The organism is Parahoeflea alexandrii (genome assembly GCF_027214025.1).
GTDB lineage: Bacteria > Pseudomonadota > Alphaproteobacteria > Rhizobiales > Rhizobiaceae > Hoeflea > Hoeflea alexandrii_A.
Genome location: NZ_JAPWHB010000002.1, coordinates 803,960 through 824,265 on the forward strand (window position 1 = coordinate 803,960; position 20,306 = coordinate 824,265).

Annotated in this window: 24 protein-coding genes; 8 read left to right on the forward strand and 16 right to left on the reverse strand. The window is 63.5% G+C overall.

Annotation, left to right across the window (positions count from 1 at the left end):
- Positions 1-125: 125 nt before the first annotated feature.
- Both O4H62_RS10030 and O4H62_RS10035 read left to right on the forward strand, forming a co-directional pair.
- On the forward strand, positions 126-1,154 hold the full coding sequence (locus tag O4H62_RS10030; RefSeq protein ID WP_269387402.1) for a zinc-binding dehydrogenase: 1,029 nt from the start codon (positions 126-128) through the stop codon (positions 1,152-1,154).
- A gap of 15 nt (positions 1,155-1,169) precedes the next feature.
- Positions 1,170-2,162: a lipid A biosynthesis lauroyl acyltransferase gene (locus O4H62_RS10035; protein ID WP_269387403.1), complete on the forward strand. Its 993-nt coding sequence runs from the start codon at positions 1,170-1,172 to the stop codon at positions 2,160-2,162.
- Here O4H62_RS10035 and O4H62_RS10040 read toward each other — a convergent pair.
- The 5 genes from O4H62_RS10040 to cobA form a co-directional block, all read right to left on the reverse strand.
- On the reverse strand, positions 2,159-2,590 hold the full coding sequence (locus O4H62_RS10040) for a L,D-transpeptidase (RefSeq protein ID WP_269387404.1): 432 nt from the start codon (positions 2,588-2,590) through the stop codon (positions 2,159-2,161). The two genes, O4H62_RS10035 and O4H62_RS10040, sit on opposite strands and share 4 nt — an antisense overlap.
- A 131-nt stretch (positions 2,591-2,721) precedes the next feature.
- Positions 2,722-3,693, reverse strand: coding sequence for an adenosylcobinamide-phosphate synthase CbiB (gene cbiB / locus O4H62_RS10045; RefSeq protein ID WP_269387406.1), 972 nt, complete (start codon positions 3,691-3,693; stop codon positions 2,722-2,724).
- Positions 3,693-4,715 (reverse strand): threonine-phosphate decarboxylase CobD, encoded by a 1,023-nt coding sequence (cobD, locus tag O4H62_RS10050; RefSeq protein WP_269387409.1) that lies wholly within the window; start codon positions 4,713-4,715, stop codon positions 3,693-3,695. Before cobD ends, cbiB begins: the two co-directional genes overlap by 1 nt.
- A gap of 2 nt (positions 4,716-4,717) precedes the next feature.
- Positions 4,718-6,019, reverse strand: a complete 1,302-nt coding sequence (locus O4H62_RS10055) for a cobyrinate a,c-diamide synthase (RefSeq protein ID WP_269387410.1) — start codon at positions 6,017-6,019, stop codon at positions 4,718-4,720.
- Complete coding sequence (cobA, locus tag O4H62_RS10060) at positions 6,016-6,861, reverse strand: uroporphyrinogen-III C-methyltransferase (protein WP_269387411.1); 846 nt, start codon at positions 6,859-6,861, stop codon at positions 6,016-6,018. The genes O4H62_RS10055 and cobA overlap by 4 nt, the downstream gene beginning before the upstream one ends.
- 109 nt (positions 6,862-6,970) lie before the next feature.
- Between cobA and O4H62_RS10065 the strand changes: the two genes are divergently transcribed.
- From O4H62_RS10065 to O4H62_RS10085, 5 genes are all read left to right on the forward strand, one after another.
- A complete protein-coding gene (locus tag O4H62_RS10065; RefSeq protein WP_269387414.1) occupies positions 6,971-8,077 on the forward strand; it encodes a cobalt-precorrin-5B (C(1))-methyltransferase in 1,107 nt (368 codons plus the stop codon).
- Positions 8,067-8,759: a cobalt-precorrin-6A reductase gene (locus O4H62_RS10070; RefSeq protein ID WP_269387415.1), complete on the forward strand. Its 693-nt coding sequence runs from the start codon at positions 8,067-8,069 to the stop codon at positions 8,757-8,759. The genes O4H62_RS10065 and O4H62_RS10070 overlap by 11 nt, the downstream gene beginning before the upstream one ends.
- 85 nt (positions 8,760-8,844) lie before the next feature.
- Positions 8,845-9,228, forward strand: coding sequence for a type II toxin-antitoxin system RelE/ParE family toxin (locus O4H62_RS10075; protein WP_269387416.1), 384 nt, complete (start codon positions 8,845-8,847; stop codon positions 9,226-9,228).
- Entirely contained in the window at positions 9,225-9,563 is a 339-nt protein-coding gene (locus tag O4H62_RS10080) for a helix-turn-helix domain-containing protein (protein ID WP_269387417.1), read from the forward strand. The genes O4H62_RS10075 and O4H62_RS10080 overlap by 4 nt, the downstream gene beginning before the upstream one ends.
- 39 nt (positions 9,564-9,602) lie before the next feature.
- Positions 9,603-9,953 carry an MmcQ/YjbR family DNA-binding protein gene (locus O4H62_RS10085; RefSeq protein ID WP_269387418.1) on the forward strand — a complete coding sequence of 117 codons (351 nt, stop codon included), beginning with the start codon at positions 9,603-9,605 and terminating at the stop codon, positions 9,951-9,953.
- A 3-nt stretch (positions 9,954-9,956) separates the two neighbouring features.
- On the opposite strand, the gene cobM is transcribed toward O4H62_RS10085, so the two are convergent.
- From cobM to O4H62_RS10125, 8 genes are all read right to left on the reverse strand, one after another.
- Positions 9,957-10,739, reverse strand: a complete 783-nt coding sequence (gene cobM / locus O4H62_RS10090) for a precorrin-4 C(11)-methyltransferase (RefSeq protein ID WP_269387419.1) — start codon at positions 10,737-10,739, stop codon at positions 9,957-9,959.
- Positions 10,736-12,586 carry a precorrin-3B C(17)-methyltransferase gene (cobJ, locus tag O4H62_RS10095; RefSeq protein WP_269387420.1) on the reverse strand — a complete coding sequence of 617 codons (1,851 nt, stop codon included), beginning with the start codon at positions 12,584-12,586 and terminating at the stop codon, positions 10,736-10,738. Before cobJ ends, cobM begins: the two co-directional genes overlap by 4 nt.
- A complete protein-coding gene (gene cobI / locus O4H62_RS10100) occupies positions 12,583-13,311 on the reverse strand; it encodes a precorrin-2 C(20)-methyltransferase (RefSeq protein WP_269387421.1) in 729 nt (242 codons plus the stop codon). The genes cobJ and cobI overlap by 4 nt, the downstream gene beginning before the upstream one ends.
- Complete coding sequence (cbiE, locus tag O4H62_RS10105) at positions 13,308-14,549, reverse strand: precorrin-6y C5,15-methyltransferase (decarboxylating) subunit CbiE (protein WP_269387422.1); 1,242 nt, start codon at positions 14,547-14,549, stop codon at positions 13,308-13,310. Before cbiE ends, cobI begins: the two co-directional genes overlap by 4 nt.
- Positions 14,542-15,183: a precorrin-8X methylmutase gene (locus O4H62_RS10110; RefSeq protein WP_269387423.1), complete on the reverse strand. Its 642-nt coding sequence runs from the start codon at positions 15,181-15,183 to the stop codon at positions 14,542-14,544. The genes cbiE and O4H62_RS10110 overlap by 8 nt, the downstream gene beginning before the upstream one ends.
- A 3-nt stretch (positions 15,184-15,186) precedes the next feature.
- Positions 15,187-16,344, reverse strand: a complete 1,158-nt coding sequence (locus O4H62_RS10115; RefSeq protein WP_269387592.1) for a sirohydrochlorin chelatase — start codon at positions 16,342-16,344, stop codon at positions 15,187-15,189.
- A gap of 18 nt (positions 16,345-16,362) precedes the next feature.
- Positions 16,363-16,602, reverse strand: a complete 240-nt coding sequence (locus O4H62_RS10120; protein ID WP_269387425.1) for a DUF6732 family protein — start codon at positions 16,600-16,602, stop codon at positions 16,363-16,365.
- A 268-nt stretch (positions 16,603-16,870) separates the two neighbouring features.
- Positions 16,871-17,740: a TerB family tellurite resistance protein gene (locus O4H62_RS10125; protein ID WP_269387426.1), complete on the reverse strand. Its 870-nt coding sequence runs from the start codon at positions 17,738-17,740 to the stop codon at positions 16,871-16,873.
- Between the two features lie 137 nt (positions 17,741-17,877).
- Here O4H62_RS10125 and O4H62_RS10130 point away from each other — a divergent pair, with 137 nt between their 5' ends.
- On the forward strand, positions 17,878-18,663 hold the full coding sequence (locus tag O4H62_RS10130; protein ID WP_269387428.1) for a TSUP family transporter: 786 nt from the start codon (positions 17,878-17,880) through the stop codon (positions 18,661-18,663).
- A gap of 4 nt (positions 18,664-18,667) precedes the next feature.
- Here the strand turns inward: O4H62_RS10130 and O4H62_RS10135 are convergent, their stop codons facing one another.
- The 3 genes from O4H62_RS10135 to O4H62_RS10145 all read right to left on the reverse strand — a co-directional run bounded on the left by O4H62_RS10135 (position 18,668) and on the right by O4H62_RS10145 (position 20,266).
- Entirely contained in the window at positions 18,668-19,099 is a 432-nt protein-coding gene (locus O4H62_RS10135) for an EamA family transporter (protein ID WP_269387430.1), read from the reverse strand.
- Positions 19,100-19,114: 15 nt separating this feature from the next.
- The gene (gene cobO, locus O4H62_RS10140) at positions 19,115-19,759 is read right to left on the reverse strand and encodes a cob(I)yrinic acid a,c-diamide adenosyltransferase (protein WP_269387431.1); all 645 of its coding nucleotides are present in this window, start codon (positions 19,757-19,759) and stop codon (positions 19,115-19,117) included.
- A 69-nt stretch (positions 19,760-19,828) separates the two neighbouring features.
- Complete coding sequence (locus tag O4H62_RS10145) at positions 19,829-20,266, reverse strand: GNAT family N-acetyltransferase (protein WP_269387435.1); 438 nt, start codon at positions 20,264-20,266, stop codon at positions 19,829-19,831.
- Between the last annotated feature and the right edge of the window lie 40 nt (positions 20,267-20,306).

The following is a 20,306-nucleotide window of genomic DNA, read 5'->3' on the forward strand; positions in this document are numbered from 1 at the left end:
ATCGGGCATCTGCCGAAAGCGTGAGCGCCGGGACGTAACGCTCGCCTGGATGCCGGGCGGACAGCGAAGCCTGCAAGATACACTGGCGGCAGCAAGGCGCCGCCAAGCGGAGAAGGACATTATTCATGCGGGCATTGCAACTGATCGAGGATCGCAAGCTTGAGACGGTGGATCTGCCTCCTCCCCCGCCGCCGGGCATCGGTGAAGCAACGGTTTCGATCAAGGCGGTGGCGCTCAACCACATCGATGTCTGGGGCTGGCGCGGCATGGCCTTTGCCAAGCGCAAGATGCCGCTGGTCATCGGCGCAGAGGCATCCGGCGTGGTCAACGCGATCGGGCATGGCGTCTCCGGACTGGTTCCGGGACAGCTGGTTTCGATCTATGGCGCCCGCACCTGTGGCCTCTGCCGCCCTTGCCGGGAAGGCCGGGACAATCTGTGCGAACATGTCAGCGGCGTTCACGGCTTCCATCTTGATGGCTTCGCCCAGGAGCAGGTCAATCTGCCGGCACGGCTTCTGGTTCCCGCGCCTCCCGGCGTGACTGCGATCGGCGCGGCCGTGGCCCCGGTCACTTTCGGCACCGTCGAGCACATGCTGTTCGACAATGCCAAGCTTGAGCCCGGCGAAACCATCCTGATCCACGCCGGAGGATCCGGCATCGGCACGGCCGCGATCCAGCTTGCCAAGAAAATCGGCTGCACCGTCATCACCACTGTCGGCTCCGACGCCAAGATCGAGCCCGCCAAGGCTCTGGGCGCCGATCATGTGATCAACTACCGCGAGGATCGCTTCGAGGGCGTGGTCCGCAAACTCACGAAAAAGCGCGGCGTCGATGTCGTCTTCGAGCATGTCGGCGCGGACACCTGGGCCGGCTCGATGCTGTCGCTCAAGCGCGGCGGGCGCCTGGTCACCTGCGGCTCGACATCGGGCGTATCGACGCAGATGAACCTGATGATGCTGTTCCAGCAGCAACTCAAGCTTTTTGGCTCCTTCGGTTGCCGGATGGAGAACATGGCCGACGCCATGCAGAAGATGGCCGCCGGCCTGGTCCAGCCTGTCATCGACACGGAAGTGGGTTTCGATGAGATCGATACTGCACTCGCCCGTATGGAAGGCCGCGACGTCTTCGGCAAGATCATCCTGCGGATGGATTGAGGCCGGCGCACGGACATGTCCAACACCTTCCGCATGGTGCTCACGCGCATCGTCATTGCACTCAGGCGCGCCAGGGACTGGGTGATCGCCATGGCGATCTTCGGCCTGCTGCGGCTGATATCGCTGCTTCCCGCCGACAAGGCGATCAATTTCGTTGCCGCCATGGCCCGGCGGATCGGCCCCCTGACGCCGCGCCACAAACTGGCGATGACCAATCTGGCAAGAGCCTTTCCGGAAAAATCGAACGCCGAACACCAACAGATCGCCCTCGACATGTGGGGCAACATGGCCCGGCTGGCGGCTGAATACGTCTTCCTCGACGAGCTGTTCGACTTCGATCGCAGGAACACGAGCCCCGGGCGGATCGAGACCGCCGGCGACGAGATCTTCGACAAGCTGCGCGACGAGAACAAGCCGTTCATCGTCTTCACCGCCCATACCGGCAATTTCGAATTCCTGCCGATCGCGGCCGCAGCCTACGAACTCGATGTCATGGCGCTGTTCCGGCCACCCAACAATCCCTACATCGCCAAGAAGGTCCTCGGAGCCCGGCGCACCAAGATGGGGCATCTCGTCCCCTCGCGCGCCGGTGCCGCGTTCACCCTGGCGCGGCGGCTTGAAGCCGGCAAGGGCGTCGGCGTTCTGGTCGACCAGAAATTCCACAAGGGCGAGGAGACCACCTTTTTCGGTCTTGAGGCGCACACCAACCCTCTGCTTGCCAAGCTGGTGCGCCAGTATGACTGCGTCGTTCACCCTGCCCGCGCGATCCGTCTTCCGAACGGACGCCACCGGCTGGAGCTCGAGCCGGAGTTCGAAATCCCCCGTCATCCCGATGGCAGCGTCGATGTGAAAGCCACCGCGCAAAAGCTGAACGACAAGGTCGAAAGCTGGGTCCGCGAATATCCCGGTCAGTGGCAATGGTTCCATGACCGATGGAACATCAAGCACCAACTCAAGCAGGCGAAAAGGCCCGGCAGCCCCGGGCCCGATGCATCATCCAAGTCTTAATAGTTGATCACGATACGGGTATTCTTGTTGCCGGCCTTTTGCACCAGCGAGAAGAATGTGGCTGCGTTTTCAGGCGCAAGACGAACGCAGCCATGTGATGCAGGCCTGCCGAGACGTTTGGTGTCGTAGGTAGCATGAACCGCATAGCCGCGGTGATAGAACACCGCATACGGCATCGGCGCATTGTTGTACTTGCGCGAACGGTGGTGACGCGACAGCCACTGGGCCGAATAACTTCCGGTCGGTGTGGAGTATCCCTTGCGACCGGTTGAAACAGGCCACTTGTATTTCACAACGCCATTCTGGCTGACCACCATCGTCTGGGTCGAGATATCGACTTTGGCGATGAGGTTCGCCGCAATGGCCGAAGCCGACGACAAAGGCGCAAGTAAGAGAGCAAGAAGCCCAGACAAGAACAGATTTCGCATGTGTGTTTCCCCAGTTACCCTGCTGCTGAATGTACTAGCCGGCTGCTACTTTAGGCACAGGATTTTGTAAGTTAAAGTTAAAATACTGCATAAAATCCGACAGGCATCCCTATGCCATTGAATTTTGTGAATTAAATTGAAACAACAAAAACCAGCCCGACCATCAGCGCCAGGCAGTCGCAGGCGCGCCGGAAAATCATCAGAGCGGCACGGATATCTCCGGCATTCGCGTCTCTTCGGCCTGCCGCATTGAGGCTGGCCTCCATCACCATCTCGCCCCCATATTGCCGCGGGCCGGCCAGCGCCAAGCCGAGAGCACCGGCCATTGCAGCCTCTGGCCAGCCGGCATTGGGGGATCGGTGCAGGCCGGAATCGGTGAGCGCCACGCCCAGGGAACGGCGCATGGCAGTTCGTCCACTCACCAGTCCTGCCCCGGCGGCAATCAGCAATGCGGACAGGCGGGCCGCCGGCCAGTTGGCTGCGTCATCCAGTTTCGCCGCCGCCCGTCCGAAATCCCGATGCCGCTCGTTGAGATGCCCGATCATCGAGTCCGCGGTGTTAAGCATCTTGTAGGCCAGGAGGCCGGGCAGCCCGAGTAGCGCATACCACAGTGCCGGAGCGACGATTCCGTCAGAAAAATTCTCGGCCAGGCTCTCGATCGCGGCTCTGGAGATCCCCGCTTGGTCGAGCGCTTCAGGATCACGCCCGACAATCATCGAAACCGCCCTGCGCCCGCCGGTCAATCCGTTTTCGCGAAGCCCGACCGCGACCGCAAGGACATGGTCTGCAAGGCTCTTCTGCGCCAGGAACACCGCGACCACCAGCACTTCAAGCACCGTTCCGGCAACACCCATGCCATCGAACAGCCGGACAAGGCCCCAACCGCAAACCGCCGCCGCCAGCAGCAATGCGAGCATTGCCAGCAGCCCCTTGCGGCGGCGCGTGGCCGCGGGATCCGAACTCCGGTTGAAGCGCCGGTCGACAAATCCGAGGGCGTGGCCGAAAATCACCACCGGGTGGCTGATCCGCCGCCACAGCCAGTCCGGATCGCCGATGATGCGATCGACAACCAGGGCGGCCAGCAGAACCGCGAGATGACCCATTACGAAGCCTGCGGCCTCGCAAGCCGCAATGTTTCGCGAAGCCTGACGGCGGACAACTCGTCGGGGACGAGACCGATGCGGATCCGCGACGGGCTGTGCTCGAAGGCCCGCACCAGTACCTTGTGACTGGCGAGAAGGTCGCGAACCGCGGCACCGTCACCCACCTCGCAATAGAAGAACAGCGCGGTTTCCCCGACAATCGGCACGCTCGCCATTTTCAGCGCCGACCGTGTCATCGCATGGGCCTTGTCGAGCTTGTTGCGAAGCTCGTTGACGAGATCGCGCCGGGAAAAGGCATGCGCGGCAATTGCCAGCGCCGGGCCGGACACCGCCCAGGGGCCGAGCCGGTCACTCAGGATCTTCGCAAGCGCGGGTTCGGCGAAAACAAAACCCAGCCGCAGGCCGGCGAGACCGAAGAACTTGCCGAAAGAGCGCATCACCAAGAGATTGGGCTCCATCCCGGCTGCCCCGACCATCGTCAGGTCCTGCCGCATGTCTGCGAAGGCCTCGTCGATGATTACCAGCCGGTGGCGCTGCGCCCGGACAAAACCGAAGATATCGTCGCGCGGTGTCTCGCGGCCATCCGGATTGTTCGGATTTGCCAGCACCGCAACGCTTGCTCGCGTTACGGTCGCACCATCCAGCGCGTCGATCGGATCAACCTCCATGTCCATCCGCCGGAAGGCCTGCTCGTATTCGCCATAGGTCGGCGAGACGACGGCGACCTCCGACGCGTTCGGCGTCAGGAACGGCAGCAACTGGATTGCCGCCTGCGTGCCGGGTACCGCGATTGGCACCACAGATCCGCCATAGTGCCGCATCGCCAGTTCGCAGACCCGCCGCACTTCGCTCTGCTCGGGCAGACGCCGCCAGCTGTCGGCTGAAATCTCGGGCAGCGGCAGGCTGAACGGGCTGATCCCGGTCGACAGGTCAAGCCATTCGGAAGCCGTGCCGCCATACTTGGCGATGGCCTCGGAAAGCGCCCCTCCATGGGCGATCGGTGCAGCGGGCTGTTGGGTCATGTTCAATCTATCCGGTCGATCACATGCATGAATGATCCTGCAACTCTGCCGCGGCGCAGCCCGGCAGAGCCAAGGTCCGCGCCCAACGCATCGCGCGCTGCGAACAGCCGTCCGTCTGCCTCGCCTTCCGAGACGACGGTGGCGTAGTGAAACTCGTGCGCCGAAAGCTCCATGTTCCAGAAGAAACCCGGCTCGGGCGTGAGCCGCCTGTAGCCCAGATGTCGTTTGGGGTTGGCGAAGCTGGTCACCAATGGCAGCGCGCCGAGCATCTCGTGACGCACGCCGTCGGCGTCAATCAGGCCCTCCCCCAGCACCATGTAGCCGCCGCACTCGCCATAGACCGGAATACCCCGATCGATAGCCGCCTGCATGCCCGCCTTGAACCGACCTGCGCCGGCTATCGCGCCCGCGTGAAGTTCCGGATAGCCGCCGGGCAGCACCACGGCGTCGCAGTCAGCTGCGGGCGCCTCGTCGGCGAGCGGCGAGAAAAAGGTCAATTCCGCCCCGCGCCGCTGCCAGCCGAGCAGCATGTGTTCGTAGAAGAACGCGAAAGCCACATCCCTCGCCACGGCGATCTTCTGCCCAGGGGGCGGAAGCCGTGGGATATTGGCGGGCGCCGGCTTGGCGGGCGCGCGTTGCGCCAGCCTGATCAGCTTGTCGAGATCGATCCGGCTTTCCATCACGTCGGCGGCATCGTCGATCAGCTCGGCAAGCCGCTCGTTCTCGCCCGCCTGCACCAGCCCGAGATGGCGCTCGGGCAGCACCAGCTTCTCGTTGCGGGGCAACGAGCCGAGTACTTCGACGCGGGCATTCTCCAGTGCCTGGCGCAACATCCCGTCATGCCGGGGGCTTGCCACGTGGTTGAGGATCACCCCGGGCACCAGCACATCGGGATGGAAATTGGCAAAACCCCGCGCCAGCGCCGCCACCGAATGCGACATTCCGGTGCAGTCGATCACCAGGATCACCGGCAGGCCGAGAAGACCTGCAAGGTCTCCGGCAGAACCCGAGCCGTCCGCCGCACCATCGAACAGCCCCATCATCGCCTCGATCATCAGCATCCGGCCGCCCTGCGATTGCAGCGAGGCATTGGCGAGCAGCAGATCGCTGCGCATCGCCCACGGATCGTAGTTGAGGCAGACCTCGCCGCTGGCCGCGGCATGAAACGCCGGATCGATGTAGTCCGGCCCCGCCTTGCCCGGCGCAAGAGCCACGCCGCGGCGCTTGAGCGCCCTGAGCAGTCCGAGCGTTACCGTGGTTTTGCCGGAGCCCGACCGGGGCGCCGCAATCATCAGGCCTGTCATGCACTGTCTTTCTGCGCGTTTGCGCGATTTCCCAGGGGATCGGCGGTCAACACCCTGCCGGCTGCAGCGCCCATCCAGTCAAGCGCCGGTCGGAGCCGCACAACCTGCCCGACCACGACAATTGCCGGCGGTTCAAGGCCCGATGCAGCCACATCGTCCGCCGCCCTTGCGAGCGTGGTTTCAAGCACGTTCTGCGTGGCGGTGGACGCGTCGGTGACGAATGCCACCGGCTCGTCCGCGTCGCGCCCGGCCGCCATCAGCCGAGAGGTAATCGTGGGGATGTGCTTCATCGCCATGTACATGACGATGACCTGGCTTCCCCGGGCGACCCCGTCCCAGTCGATCTTGTCGGGAACGACACCGCTGGAATCATGCCCGGTCAGGAAGGTGACTGTATGATTGGTGTCGCGATGCGTGACCGGGATGCCCGCATAGGCCAGCCCGCCGATGCCGGCGGTGATCCCCGGCACAATGCGGAACGGGATGTGATGCTCGACCAGCGTCAGCGCTTCCTCGCCGCCGCGCCCGAAGACAAACGGATCGCCGCCCTTGAGCCGCAGCACCCGGTGTCCTTCGCGCGCCAGTTCGACCAGCCTCAGCGAGATGTCGCGCTGCTTGGCCGACGGCTTGCCGCCGCGTTTGCCGGCGTATTCGAGAACGGCGCCGGTGCGCGCCAGCTTCAGGCAATCGGCATTGACCAGCGCGTCATGAACGATCACGTCGGCCTGGGCGAGCGCATTGGCGGCATGCAGCGTCAGGAGCCCGGGATCACCCGGACCGGCGCCCACCAGCCACACTTCGCCGGGCTTCATCTGCGGCAGATTCTGTTGCCAGTCGCTCATGCGTTTCCGTTCAACCTTGTAAGGTGATTTCGACAAATCACCATGGGTTACACCCGTATCAATCGCACTCTATAACGGCAACAGGCAAGACACGACCGGGAACTGCGACATGGACGCTGGCGAAAACGAAATCCGGCTGGAAAAGCCCGCCACGGCGCTGCGCCGCGGCTGGACCACCGGGGCCTGCGCCACCGCCGCGACCAGGGCGGCGCTGACAGCGCTGCTTACCGGCGAATTCCCCGACCCCGTCGAAATCACCCTGCCCAGGGGCGAGACACCCAGCTTTGCGCTGGCGCGCGAACAGGCAGACAGCGACCGGGCCATGGTCGGCATCATCAAGGATGCCGGCGACGATCCGGATGTCACCCACGGCGCTCTGGTGATGGCAACCGTCCGCCTCCTGTCCCAAGGCTCGGGCATTGTCTTCAAGGCGGGCGCAGGCGTGGGTACCGTCACCAAGGCGGGTCTCCCCGTCCCGGTCGGCGAGCCGGCCATCAACCCGGTTCCCCAGATGATGATGACGGAGGTGGTCACGGCCCTGTGCCATGAGCACGGCATTACGCCCGACATCGAGATTGAGATCGCCATCGAGAACGGCGCCGAGCTGGCGCTCAAGACATGGAACCCGCGGCTCGGCATCGTCGGCGGGCTTTCCGTGCTCGGCACCACCGGCATCGTCCATCCTTTTTCCTGTGCCGCCTGGATCCACTCGATCCATCGCGGCATCGATGTCGCCCGCGCCGAAGGGTTTCCGCATGTACTCGGCGCCACCGGCTCAAGCTCGGAGAAGACCGCACAAGCCTTTCATGGCCTGTCCGACATTGCCTGTCTCGACATGGGCGATTTCGCCGGCGGCCTGCTTAAATATCTCCGGGCCCATCCTGTCCCGCGCCTGACCATCGCCGGCGGCTTCGCCAAGATGTGCAAGCTGGCGCAAGGGGCCATGGATCTGCACTCGGGACGCAGCCAGGTCGACATGGAATGGCTCGCGAGCCAGGCGGATGCGCTTGGTGGAATCCACTTGAAGGACAGGATTCTGGCAGCCAACACGGCGCTGGAAGTACTTGAAATGACTCGCAGTGAAGGCATCGATCTTCCGACAGCAATCGCGGATAAGGTGCGCTCGGTCGCGCTCGATGCCCTGCGAGGCGCGCCGGTTGCAGTCGATGTCATGGTCACCGATCGTTCAGGAAATCTGCTCGCCCATGCCCAATAGCACCGGACCTGTCGAAACCATCCTGATCCTCGGGGGAACCCGGGAAGCGGCGCAACTCGCCAAAGAGCTGGTCGCAACCCATCCCGACGCCCGCATCATCACCTCGCTCGCCGGCCGCACGAAGGAACCTGCGCCGCTCGCCGGCGAGGTCCGCACCGGCGGCTTCGGCGGTGTCGACGGGCTCGCGCGCTATCTCGTCGAAAATACCGTGACCCGGCTGATCGATGCCACCCACCCTTTTGCCCGCCAGATCAGCGCCAATGCTCTCGAAGCTTCAAGAGTTTCCGGCGTGCCGCTCGAGATCCGCACCCGCAAGCCCTGGACCCGGCAACCCGGCGACACCTGGATAGAGGTGGAAACGCTGGAGCAGGCGCGCGACGCCATCCCGCCCCGCGCCCGGGTGCTGCTGGCGCTCGGCTCCCAGCACATCGGTCTGTTCGCCAGCCGCGACGACGTGCATTTCGTTGTCCGCATGATCGACCCGCCAACTGTCCCGCTCGACCTGCCCGATCACGCCCTTGTGCTCGGCCGGCCCGGCGACACGGCGGCAGTGGAAACCATGCTGCTGATCGCCCACTCCATCACCCACATCGTCTGCCGCAACTCCGGCGGCACCGCCGCCTACGCCAAGATCGAGGCGGCGCGGGAATTGGGGCTGCCGGTGATCATGGTTGGGCGCTGACAAGACCTAGCCATCGATGCGCATAGTTGTCTGTTTCCTGTCATCGATCTTGACAATTAATGAGTAATTACTCATAATCCCGGATATGGACCGCTTACCACGCCCCGAACGTCCCCTGTTCTGGATCGCCACAAGTCGGAAGGACTACGCCGAATTCCCGCCGAGAATTCAGGAAGAATTCGGATTTCAGTTGTTCCTGGCTCAAACCGGCCAGCATCCGCCCTCCGCGAAGGCACTCAAGGGACTGGGTTCAGGAGTCGTTGAACTGATCGGTGACTATGATGGCGACACATTTCGTTCCGTCTATACGGTCCGTTTTGAAACAGCGGTCTATGTGCTGCACAGTTTCAAGAAGAAATCCAAGCGCGGAATCAGAAGCCCGAAGGCCGAACTGGATCTTATCAAACGTCGGCTCCAAGTCGCACAAGCGGATTACAAATTGCGCATGCATGAGGATTACAAGAAATGAACACTGACCCCGACCAGATCTATGCCAGCGATCCCAACATCTTCGCAGAGTTGGGACTGCCGGACGCCGACAATCATTTCTTGAAAGCCCAGATCGTAGCTGAACTGTATCGGCTCACGCAGCGCGCGAAGATGACTCAGGCTCGCGCCGGCGCCTTTATGGGAATCAGCCAGCCGGAAGTCTCGCGCCTTTTCAAGGGCAACTTTCGCGAATATTCGATGGAGCGGTTGATTGGCTTTCTCACGGCATTCGATCAGGATGTCGAGATCGTCGCCAAACCGCGGGTCAAAGACAGCGTGCGGGGCAAGATCACTTTCAGGCCAGTCGACGCATAGTCATTTATTCGGAATGTCTCATGCAATAGGCACAAGCCGATGAGCCGTGAAACCGTCAACTCCATCTGCGCGACCCTGCCGGGGGCTGAAGTCTCCGATCCCTGGGGTGGAGGTCACGATGCCTGGAAGATCGGCGGCAAGATGTTTGCCTCCATCGGCGCGGTGATGCCCGGCGTCGCGGTAAAGACCGACAGCGTCGAAACGGCGGTCATGCTCATCGAGATGGGCGTCGGAACCAAGGCACCGTATTTTCACGCCTCCTGGGTGCTGCTTGACTGGGACATGGAGCCAGAGGAACTCAGAGCGCGCGTCCTCCAGTCCTATCGTCTCGTTCGCAAGAGCCTGCCAAAGAAAACCCAGGCCGGGCTGCCGGAATTTTCCGAAGGGTAACGCTCAGACAGCCTTCGCCTTCTTCTTTTTCCCGACATTCCGGAGCACATGCGAGTAATCGGAATTGTACAGATCGCTGTCGCGGAAATTGTTCTCGCCGAACACCTTGCCGACCAGAATGAGCGCCGTGCGGGTGATCTTGTGGGCGCGGACCTCTTCCTTCATCCCTTCCAGCGTGGTGCGGATGTAAAGCTCGTCCGGCCAGGTGGCGCGATAGGCGATCACCACCGGGCAATCGGCGCCGTAGAACGGCTCCAGCGAGCGGCGGACATAGTCGAGATTGCGGATGGACAGGTGGATGGCGAGCGTCGCCCGCGACTGGCCGAGGATCTCGAGTTGCTCGAATTCCGGCATCGAGGATGCCTTCATGCCTGTGCGGGTGATGATCACCGTCTGGGCAATTTCCGGCAATGTCAGCTCGGTCGCCAGTCTCGCGGCCGCCCCGGCGAAGGCCGGCACACCGGGCACCACTTCATAATCGATCCCGAGCGCATCGAGCCTGCGCATCTGCTCGGCGACCGCGCCGTAGATCGCCGGATCACCCGAATGCACCCGCGCCACGTCCTGACCGGCCGCATGGGCGGTCTTCATTGCCGCGATGATCTCGTCGAGATGCATCGGCGCGGTGTCCCTGACCAGAGCATCGGCGGGCGCCGCATGCACGATCTCCTCGGGCACCAGCGATCCCGCATAGAGGCACACCGGGCAGCGCTGGATCAGCTTGAGGCCACGCACCGTGATGAGGTCCGGTGCGCCTGGTCCAGCCCCGATGAAATAGACGGTCATGCCGCGTCTCCTGCAATGGTGTTGGTCATGGCCGTTCCTTCCTTCCGCGCGTAACCACGTGGCGTGTAGACCCAGGTCCTGCCGTCGCCGGTCGTCACCGTCGAGGAATTGGATGAACCCACGACAACCACGGTCAGCATGTCGACATCGTCGACATTGAGGGAGCCTAGGGCCACGATGCGGATGAGTTCCCCTTCGCGACCGAGATTGGTGGCGAGGATCACCGGGGTCGATGCCGGGCGATGCTCGAGCAGCTTGTCGCGCGCCCAGGCGAGCTGCGTCCGCCGCTTCTTCGACACCGGATTGTAGAAGGCGATGACGAAATCTCCCTCGCCCGCCGCCGTCACCCGCCGCTTGATATCCTCCCATGGTGTCAGGAGATCCGACAGCGAGATGGTGCAGAAATCGTGTCCGAGCGGAGCGCCGGCGCGCGCGGCGGCGGCCTGCAGCGCCGAGATTCCCGGCGACACCGCGATTTCGATCCGCCGCGCCTCCGGCGTCAAACCTTCAGGCCCCTCGGCCTTGTCGAGCAGTTCGAAGACCAGCGTCGCCATCGCATAGATGCCGGCGTCGCCGGAACAGACCAGCGCCACGGATTTTCCCTCGCCCGCCAGTTCCATCGCATGGCGCACGCGGGCCTCTTCCTTGCCGAGATCGAAATCATGCCGGGCCTTGCCCTTGGCCAGCGGTCCGAGCAGATCGAGATAGAGCGAGTAGCCAACCAGATCGGTGGAGGCCGAAACCATTGCCGAAACCTCCGGCGAACGCCAGCCGCCGGCCCCCGGCCCGATGCCGACCACCATCAGCCTGCCGCGGGCCCGACCCGGCAGGGTCGCCTCGGTGAAAGCTTGCGGTGCCTGTCCGATGGCGCATGTCGCGCGGCGGCTCTTGCGTTTCTCCGCGATCAGCTCGCCCGATGGGCCAGCGGCCGCCAGTGCTGCACCCTCGGCCACGCCATGGCAGCCGACTTCGGCGAAGACGATGTCGGAAGGGGTCTTGAGCCGAGGCGTTTCGGTTTCCAGCGTCGCCGCATCGAAGAACCGTGCGGGGCAACCGAAGTGCTTCGCCACGTGGTGAACTGCCGTCTCGTCAGCTTTCACATCGATCGACGCAACCAATCCAACCGACGCAGGAGACAGGCCAGCCAGAGCAAGAGTGTCGAGCGCCAGAGCAAGAGCTTCCTCCCCATCCGCACCACGTTCGCAGCCAATCCCGAGAACGAGATTTTTCGGGTGGTAGAGCAGCGCGCTAGCAAGCGGCGAAACAATCGTGTTCGAGGTGGCCAGGACAACCTCGCCATCAGCCGACAGCGGCAGACCGCTGTCGCTCAGCCATGCCGCCTCACCCTCCAGCCGCGCCGACTTACCGGCAACAAGATCCGCCATCGCCTGCTTGGCATTTTCCGGGTTGGCCAGCACCCAGCCTTCCGGCGGCTGGTCGAGCGCGACGCCGAACTTGAGATCGCCCGCCGTGGTGATCGCGGCAAACCCGTCAAGGGCACTGGCAAGCTCACGCGCCAGATCATTGCCTCCGTGATGCCCACCCAGAAGCGGAACCACACACGACCCGTCTTCGGCGACAGCGATCACGGGAGGCTCGCTCATCTTGTTACCGAGGTGCGGAGCCAGAAGCCGGATCACCGCACCCGAGGCCATCAGCGCGACGATGGAACGACCGCCCTGAAACAGGGAGGCTAAATGTGACCCCACATCTGTAAAGGTTACGTCAATGGTTTCCGTTATACGCCGGTCCAGCCCGTGCACCTCGCCGCCGGTCGCCCGGGCAATGCGCCTCGCCATCGGCAGGGCCGCGTCGGAAAGGATGATGATGGCGGGAGATGTGGTCATGGTTTGCTCCCGGGCAGCGACTGGATCCAGTCCTCGCCGCCCTTGTAGATCAGGATCATCGAAAAATACGGAGCCGTGTCCTCGGGGACTTCGGCAAGCGGCATCAGCCGTTCGGCATCGAGCGACACGCGTTCCACATAGATTGCATGAGGCAGCAGATTCATTTTTTCAATCAACGCTCTCAAGCGCTTGAAATGCCTGCCTATCTTAATGATCGCTAATGCATCTGCGACGTTGAATCGATTTGTGAGCTCTTCATCGCTAAGTGGACCCGGCACGACGCTGAGCACATCGTTGCGCGCGGCCAGCGGACGCCCCGCAGCACTCGCCGCAGCCATCATCGAAGAGACACCCGGCACCACCTCGGTCGGGTATTTCTCCGCCAGCCGCTCGAACACATACATGAACGAGCCGTAGAAAAACGGATCGCCCTCACACAGCACCGCCACGTCACGGCCCGCATCGAGATGCGCCGCAATCTCCGTTGAGGCCTTGTCGTAGACATCGCGCGCCGGGAACCGCTCGGTGCGCATCGGCACCACGATCGGAATTTCCGTCTGCCCGCCGGGCAGGTGCGGCGCCGCAATCGCGCGCGCAAAACTCGGGCCCGTATCGGGCGCCGGCCAGGCGATCACCGGCACGCTCTGCAGGATGCGATGCGCCTTCAGCGTGATCAGGTCGGGGTCTCCGGGACCAAGCCCGAGTCCGTAAAGTTTGCCGCTCATGCATCCAGTCCTTTCGTCGCCGACCAGATCGTCACCGGCATCAGCGGCTTCCAGCCGAGGTAGCGGCCGACCGGTTCGGCGCGGCTCACCTGCAGCCTCACGAGTTCCCCGCCATGCACCGACTGGAGCGCGAACAGCCTGGCCTCGCCCTCCACCGTCACCGCGTTCGCGACCAGTCGGCCGGAGGGTTTGAGCGCATCCCAGCAGGCTTCGAAAACGCCATCGTTAGAGATCCCGCCGCCAATGAAAACGGCGTCCGGCGTCTCAAGCCCGGCGAGCGCATCGGGGGCCGTACCAGCAACGATCTCGAGCCCCGGCGCGCCTAGCGTAATCGCGTTGTGCGCCGCCATCTTCCTCCGCACTTCATTGGCCTCGACGGCGATAGCGCGTGCCCCGCGCGCCGTCCGGATCCATTCGATGCCGATCGAGCCGCACCCCGCACCGACATCCCACATCAAGCCACCCGGCACCGGGCCGAGCCGCGACAATGTCACCGCTCGCACCTCCCGCTTGGTCAGTTGCCCGTCATGTTCGAACGCCTCGTCGGGCAGCCCCGGAACGGGCGGGAGCAACGCAGCACCCGGCTGCGCCACGCAGGCAATCGCCAGCGTGTTGAAATCCGCGAAGTGCGGCTTGTCGGCGGCGATCCGGTCGGCGCGCATCACCTTGATCCGTTCGTCCGGTCCGCCCATGTGCTCAGCCACATGCATCTCGGAGCGGCCATAGCCGCGGGCGCTCAGAATCTGTGCTGCCTCGACAACCGTATGCCCGGTGGAGGTTAGCGCGATGATCCGCGCACCGGGATGAACATGCGAGGCAAGCCCGTGCACCGAGCGGCCATGCAGGGAAATCATCGCCACGTCCTGCAGCGCCCAACCGAGCCGCGCCGCAGCCAGCGAAAAGGCCGACGGCGACGGGATCACCCGCATCTCCTCGGCATTGAGCTGGCGCATCAGCGTCGCGCCGACGCCAAAGAACATCGGGTCGCCTGTCGCCAGGATCGTCACCGGCTTGCGGCGCCGCGCCATCACCAGTGCGATGGTCTCCTTGATGCCGAAGGTCCAGGGGATGGTTTCCCGCGCCCCGCAGTCAATCCGCGAGAGCACCCGCTCGGGCGCGATGATGGTCTCGGCCGCCTCGAACAGCAGACGCGCCGGCGGGGTCAGGCTGTCGAGCCCGTTGTCGCCGATACCGATGATGGTGAGCCAGGGCGCTTGCGCGCCCGAACCGCTAGCCATGACCCTCAAGCCCCCCGGCAAGCGCGTTGACAGCGGCGCTGGCGAGCGCGCTTCCGCCGCGCCGGCCTTTGACGGTCAGGAACTCGACACCGCGCGGATCGGCGACAAGCGCCTCCTTGCTTTCCACCGCACCGACGAACCCGACCGGCACTCCGATGATCGCCGCGGGCCTGGGCGCACCGGCATCGATGAGTTCGAGCAGCCGGAACAGCGCCGTCGGCGCATTGCCGATGGCAATTACCGCGCCCGCCATCCGCTCGGCCCAGAGATCGACCTGCGCCGCTGACCGCGTGGTCTCGTCGCGCGCTGCAATCTCGCGCACTTCTGGCTCGTTGAGCAGGCACTTGACCTCGTTGCCGGCAGGCATCAGCCGCGTGATGATCCCGTGCCGAACCATCTCCGCGTCGCACAGAACCGGCGCGCCCGCTTCCAGCGCCGTCCGTGCGCTCTTCGCGAACCCGGGCGACACGACGATGTCGTCGGCAAGATCGACCATGCCGCAGGCATGGATCATCCGCACCACGATCGACCTTGTGTCCGCGCCGAAACGAGCCAGATCCGCTTCCGCCTGGATGATGGCAAACGACCGCCGGTAGATTTCCGCCGGATCACGGATGGGCGTTGGCGCGATCAAGTTTCAGCTCTTCTTCTTTTCCATCGAGCGCGGACCGTGCGGATGGTCGGCATGCGGATAGGGATGGTGATGATGATCGTGCGAATGGCTATGGTCGTGATCATGCGGGTGGTCGTGCGGACGATCATGGTCATGCGAATGGTCATGCACCGGCTCGAGCGAAGCCGGGCTTGCATGGCTGTGCACCGGTGTCCACGGCAGCCCGTGCGCCTTGCAGAAATCCTCGTCCCGGCACGACGCGTCGCAGTCGCCGTTGCAGGGGCAGTTTTCCAGCCCGCCGCCAATGCCCTCCACGTGATGGTGATGGCTCTCCTGCGGCAGGCCGACCTCGGCCTCGAAGCCCAGCACCTGTTCGCGGTACTTGCACATCTGGCAATTCATCAGTGCCTGGCCTTCGACGATCTCCTGCACCCGGTCCTGGAAGGTGTCGAGCACCAGCGGATGATCGCTAAGGTAAGACGCCTTTATGAACTGAATCTCGGGGTGGTTGGCCGCCACCGCGTCGGTCTCGGAATAGATCCGCTTCACCAGCACGCCGGTGAACAGGAAATAGGGGAACACGATGATGCGCTTGTAGCCGAGCTTCGCCGCATGGCTGAGCCCCGGTCCCACCAGCGGAAAGGTGACGCCGGAATAGCAGGTTTCGCCCCAGCCGAAGCCGAAGCCTTCCCAGAGCATCCGCATCACCTTCGACACATTCGAATTGGCATCGGGATCGGATGATCCCCGGCCGACAACCATCAGCAGTGTGTCATGCAAGGCCACCTCGCCCTGCTCCCTGTTGGCCGTGTCGAGCGCCTCCTGGATGCGCGCGCCGGCGGCGCGGATCATCTTCAGGTCGATGCCGAGTTCGCGGCCGTAATTGATCACCGTTCCGGGATTTTGCGCCTGGTAGGTGTTGAGCACCGAGGGGATGTCGTTCTTGGCGTGGCCTGCGGCAAACAGCATGCCCGGCACCGCTAGAACCCGGGTGACGCCCTTGGCGCGCAAGCGGTCGAGCCCTTCGGAGATCACGGGATTGCAGAATTCGAGGTAGCCGTATTCCACCGGAACATCCGGATAGCGGGCCTTCAGCCCCTCGGCGACCGTGGCAAATTCGCGTGCTGCGTTCTGGTTGCGGCTGCCATGGCCGCAGACCATGATGCCGGCCTTGTCCGGAATTCCGTTGCTGCTCACGATTCAGGCCTCCGCTGTTTCGGTGTTCTTGCCGCCATCGGCCTTGTCCGACGTGTCCTTGGCGGCAGACTTGCTCTTGCTGCCACGCTTGATCGCCCAGGCCGCAATCGCGCCCGCGGCAGCAGCCGCTGCCCAGCCGAGCCAATGCGAATGGCCCGCCAGATCACCGACATGACCGCCATGGGCCAACGCCGCATGAGCGAAAATGAAAGAACCAGCAATGGATAAGGCAAGCGTGCGCATCGGGGCCTCCGGACAACGTGACAACAACAGCACGATACGCCGGATGAAGAGACGCCGGCCCTGAAGCCGCATCCCGTCTTACCGAACCGGACAGCCCCGGATTTGGCCCTTGATTTAAGTCGGCCGCACCGGAATTTCTCTCAGCCTGTCATCAGGCGCCGTCGCACATGGGCCGAGTCATAGGGGTTCGGGATTTGGAGGTCAAACCCCGATTGCGCCAGCCAGGCGCTGATCTGCGCCAAAGCCGAAATGAGAGCCGGATCGCCTCTCAGGCAAACCCCAGCCGTCGGGCCGTCGCTTCGAGCAGACGCCGTTCCCGCGCGTCTACCTCGCCATCCGCCTTGGCGACGGTCGCCAGGTGATCGAGGATCTCCCGTTTCCGCGCTTCGTCGAGGTCGGCGAGCATGGACGCGGCCTGCGCGTCCGTGGTTTCATAGCCGAAATCATTGAGGTATTTCAGAATATCGGACAGCTCGTCGCCGTTCAGCCCCAGAAGCCGTGTGCAGATGGCGGCAAAGGCGTCGGCTTCCGCAGGCTCGACCGACTTGTCGGCGAATGACATGCGGACCAGAAGCAGCAGCTCCGCCGTCAGCACCGGGTCGTGCGCCACCTTGCTCAGTGACGTGGACTGGTCCAGAAACGCCCGGACCCGCTCTCCGAAACTCGGGCTTTTGCCCGCCGCATCATTCATCACCTGTTCCTTCTCCTTGAGATCGATAGCACCCGGCTCCAGCCCGAGCAGGCTGGCGGTCCTGCGCAGCAATCGTTCATCGCGCTCGTCCCTCGTGGTGTTGGCGCGAGCGATCTGCATCATGTCGTCAAGAAGGATGGTTCGCGCCTTCGTGTCAAGCTGGCCCAGCAGTGTGAAGGCCTGCGCCTCGTACGACCGGGCCTTGGGCGAGTCGAGAAGCGCGTGCAATTCAGGCATGTCGCGCGGACTGATGCCGAAATGCCGCTCACAGATCCGTTCGAAAGCGGTGAGTTGGGAAGGTTGCACGATGCCGTCGGCAAGCACCATCCGGAACAGCAGGAGAATCTCAGCCAGACGAACCGGATCTTCGGACAGCTCGTCGAGCGCGCCTGAAAACTGCGGCTTGCGCCCGAACAGGCGTGAAATCGAAGTAAAAAGCCCAAGCATCCCGGCAGCCCCCTCAGGCCTCGATGAGTCCCCACCGATCAAAAAGTAACCTGTACCTGCCGATTGTCCAGAGCATCCCTGCATGCGATAGGTCCCGCCTCGTTTCTCCGGTAACTCTCCGCCAGACAGGCTAGCCCATGGAAGACCTGACGCTCTCGCTCACCTTGTTGCTGCTGGCTGCGGCATTCATGGCCGGCTTCATCGATTCGATTGCCGGAGGCGGTGGCCTGATCGCGGTCCCCGCACTGCTGCTCGCCGGCCTGAGCCCAGTCGAGGCGCTGGGCACCAACAAGCTGCAGGGACTGTTCGGCTCCGCATCGGCCACCGTCGCCTATGCCCGCAAGGGCCATGTCGACCTCAAGACCCAGCTTGCGCCGGCGGCCCTCTCGGCACTTGGGGCGGCGCTGGGCGCGCTGCTCGCCACCGTCATTCCGGGCGATGTCTTCCGTGCCTTCCTGCCCTTTTTGCTGGTGGCCATCGCGCTCTATTTCGCGCTCAAGCCGAACATGGACGATATCGACCGCGCCCGCCGGCTCTCGCCCTTCCTGTTCGGGTTGATCGTCGTGCCGCTGATCGGTTTCTACGACGGGGTTTTCGGCCCCGGCACCGGGTCCTTCTTCATGCTCGCCTTTGTCGCGCTTGCGGGCTACGGCCTGCTCAAGGCCACGGCGCATACGAAGCTTTTGAATTTCGCTTCCAATCTTGGCGCCTTCACCGTCTTCGCCTTTGTCGGCGTCATTTCCTGGAAAATCGGGCTGATGATGGGTGTGGCGCAGTTTCTCGGCGCGCAGACCGGGTCGCGGCTGGCCATGAAGAACGGCGCAAGGATCATCAAGCCGCTGCTGGTGATCACCTGCGTGGCGCTGGCTCTCAAGCTGATCAGTGATCCGGCAAACCCGGTGCGGGTCTGGTTCGGGATCTGAGCGGTCAAAACACCGCGAGCAGGATCGCGCCGGCGCCGATCAGCACCACCCCGAGCCAGTTGAGCGCGGAGAGCTGTTCGCCCAGGAACAGCACGCCGAAGATCGCCACCAGCACGATCGACAACTTGTCGAGCGGTGCCACCCGCGCCGCGTCTCCCAGTTTGAGAGCCCTGAAATAGGCAAGCCAGGATGCGCCTGTGGCCAGTCCCGAAAGGCCGAGAAAGACCCAGGTCTTGATCGGGATGGAGGACGGATGGCGCCATTTTCCCATGGCCGTCAGGATGGCACCGAGCACCAGCATGATCACGCAGGTGCGGATGAAGGTGGCCAGATCGCTGTCGATGTCGCTGATGCCGACCTTGGCGAAGATCGCCGTCAGCGCGGCGAACACCGCCGCCACCAGCGCCCAGAACTGCCAGCTTGCCGAAAGGCTCATCCCCTGTCCCTTCTGTTAGAACTCCACACCGATCTGCGCCTTGATGCCGGACCGGAACGGATGCTTGATCATTTCCATCTCGGTCACCAGATCGGCATACTCGATCAGCTCTTCCTTGGCGTTGCGGCCGGTGAGCACCACATGGGTCATCGCCGGTTTCTCGGCCTCCAGAAACGCGATCACCTCGTTCACATCGAGATAGTCATAGCGGATGGCGATGTTGATCTCGTCAAGCAGCACCATTGAATTGCGCTCGTCGCGGATCATCTCTTTTGCTTTCTCCCAGGCGGCCTTCGCCATCTCGATGTCGCGCGCCTTGTCCTGGGTGTCCCAGGTGAAGCCCTCGCCCATGGTGTGGAACTGGCACAGGTCGGAGAAATGCCTGAGGATCAGGTCACGCTCGCCGGTCGACATCGCGCCCTTGATGAACTGCACCACGGCGCAATGCTTGCCGTGGGCGATATGACGGAAGATCATGCCGAAGGCGGCCGATGACTTGCCCTTGCCCTTGCCGGTATGGACGATCACCAGCCCCTTCTCGCCTGTCTTGGTGGCCATGATCTTCTCGCGCGCCACCTTCTTCTTGGCCATTTTCTCGGCATGGCGGGCGTTGAGTTCGTCCTCGCTCATGCCATCGGTGATTTTTCCGCGTTCGCTCATCGCATATCCATCCTGTCCATCATCATGTCGGACAAGCGGCAATGGCCGCCTGCCGTTTTCCTATTGGGCCTACACAACCCCGGCGATGTCAAAGGTCTTTGCAAACCAGATCCGCTGCGGCGCGCCGCCATGGGCAGGCAACCGGCCACATTCGGTGTAGCCGAGACTTTCGTAAAACCGTGGCGCCTGGAATTCGAACGTGTCGAGATAGACCCCGACAAGCCCCCGCTGCCGGGCGATCTCTTCCGCCCTGGCAAGCAGCATTTTGCCAATCCCGCTGCCCCGCTGCTCCTCGGTGACCCCAAGCAGCTTGATGAACAGCCAGCGCTGCACCGAATGCGCCGTCAGGCCCCCGGCCAACCGGCCACCGGCATCAACCGCCTTGAGATGCAGCGGCACCGGATCGAACGGATGGCCCCGCCTGGCGGCCGGCTCGTCGACAATCGCCTCGATCGTTGCGGCGAATTCGGGGTCGCCGATTTCGTCAACCGTGATTTCAAACGTCATGCAGTGTCCCTATCCAATCGCGCTGCCGGCCCATGACCGC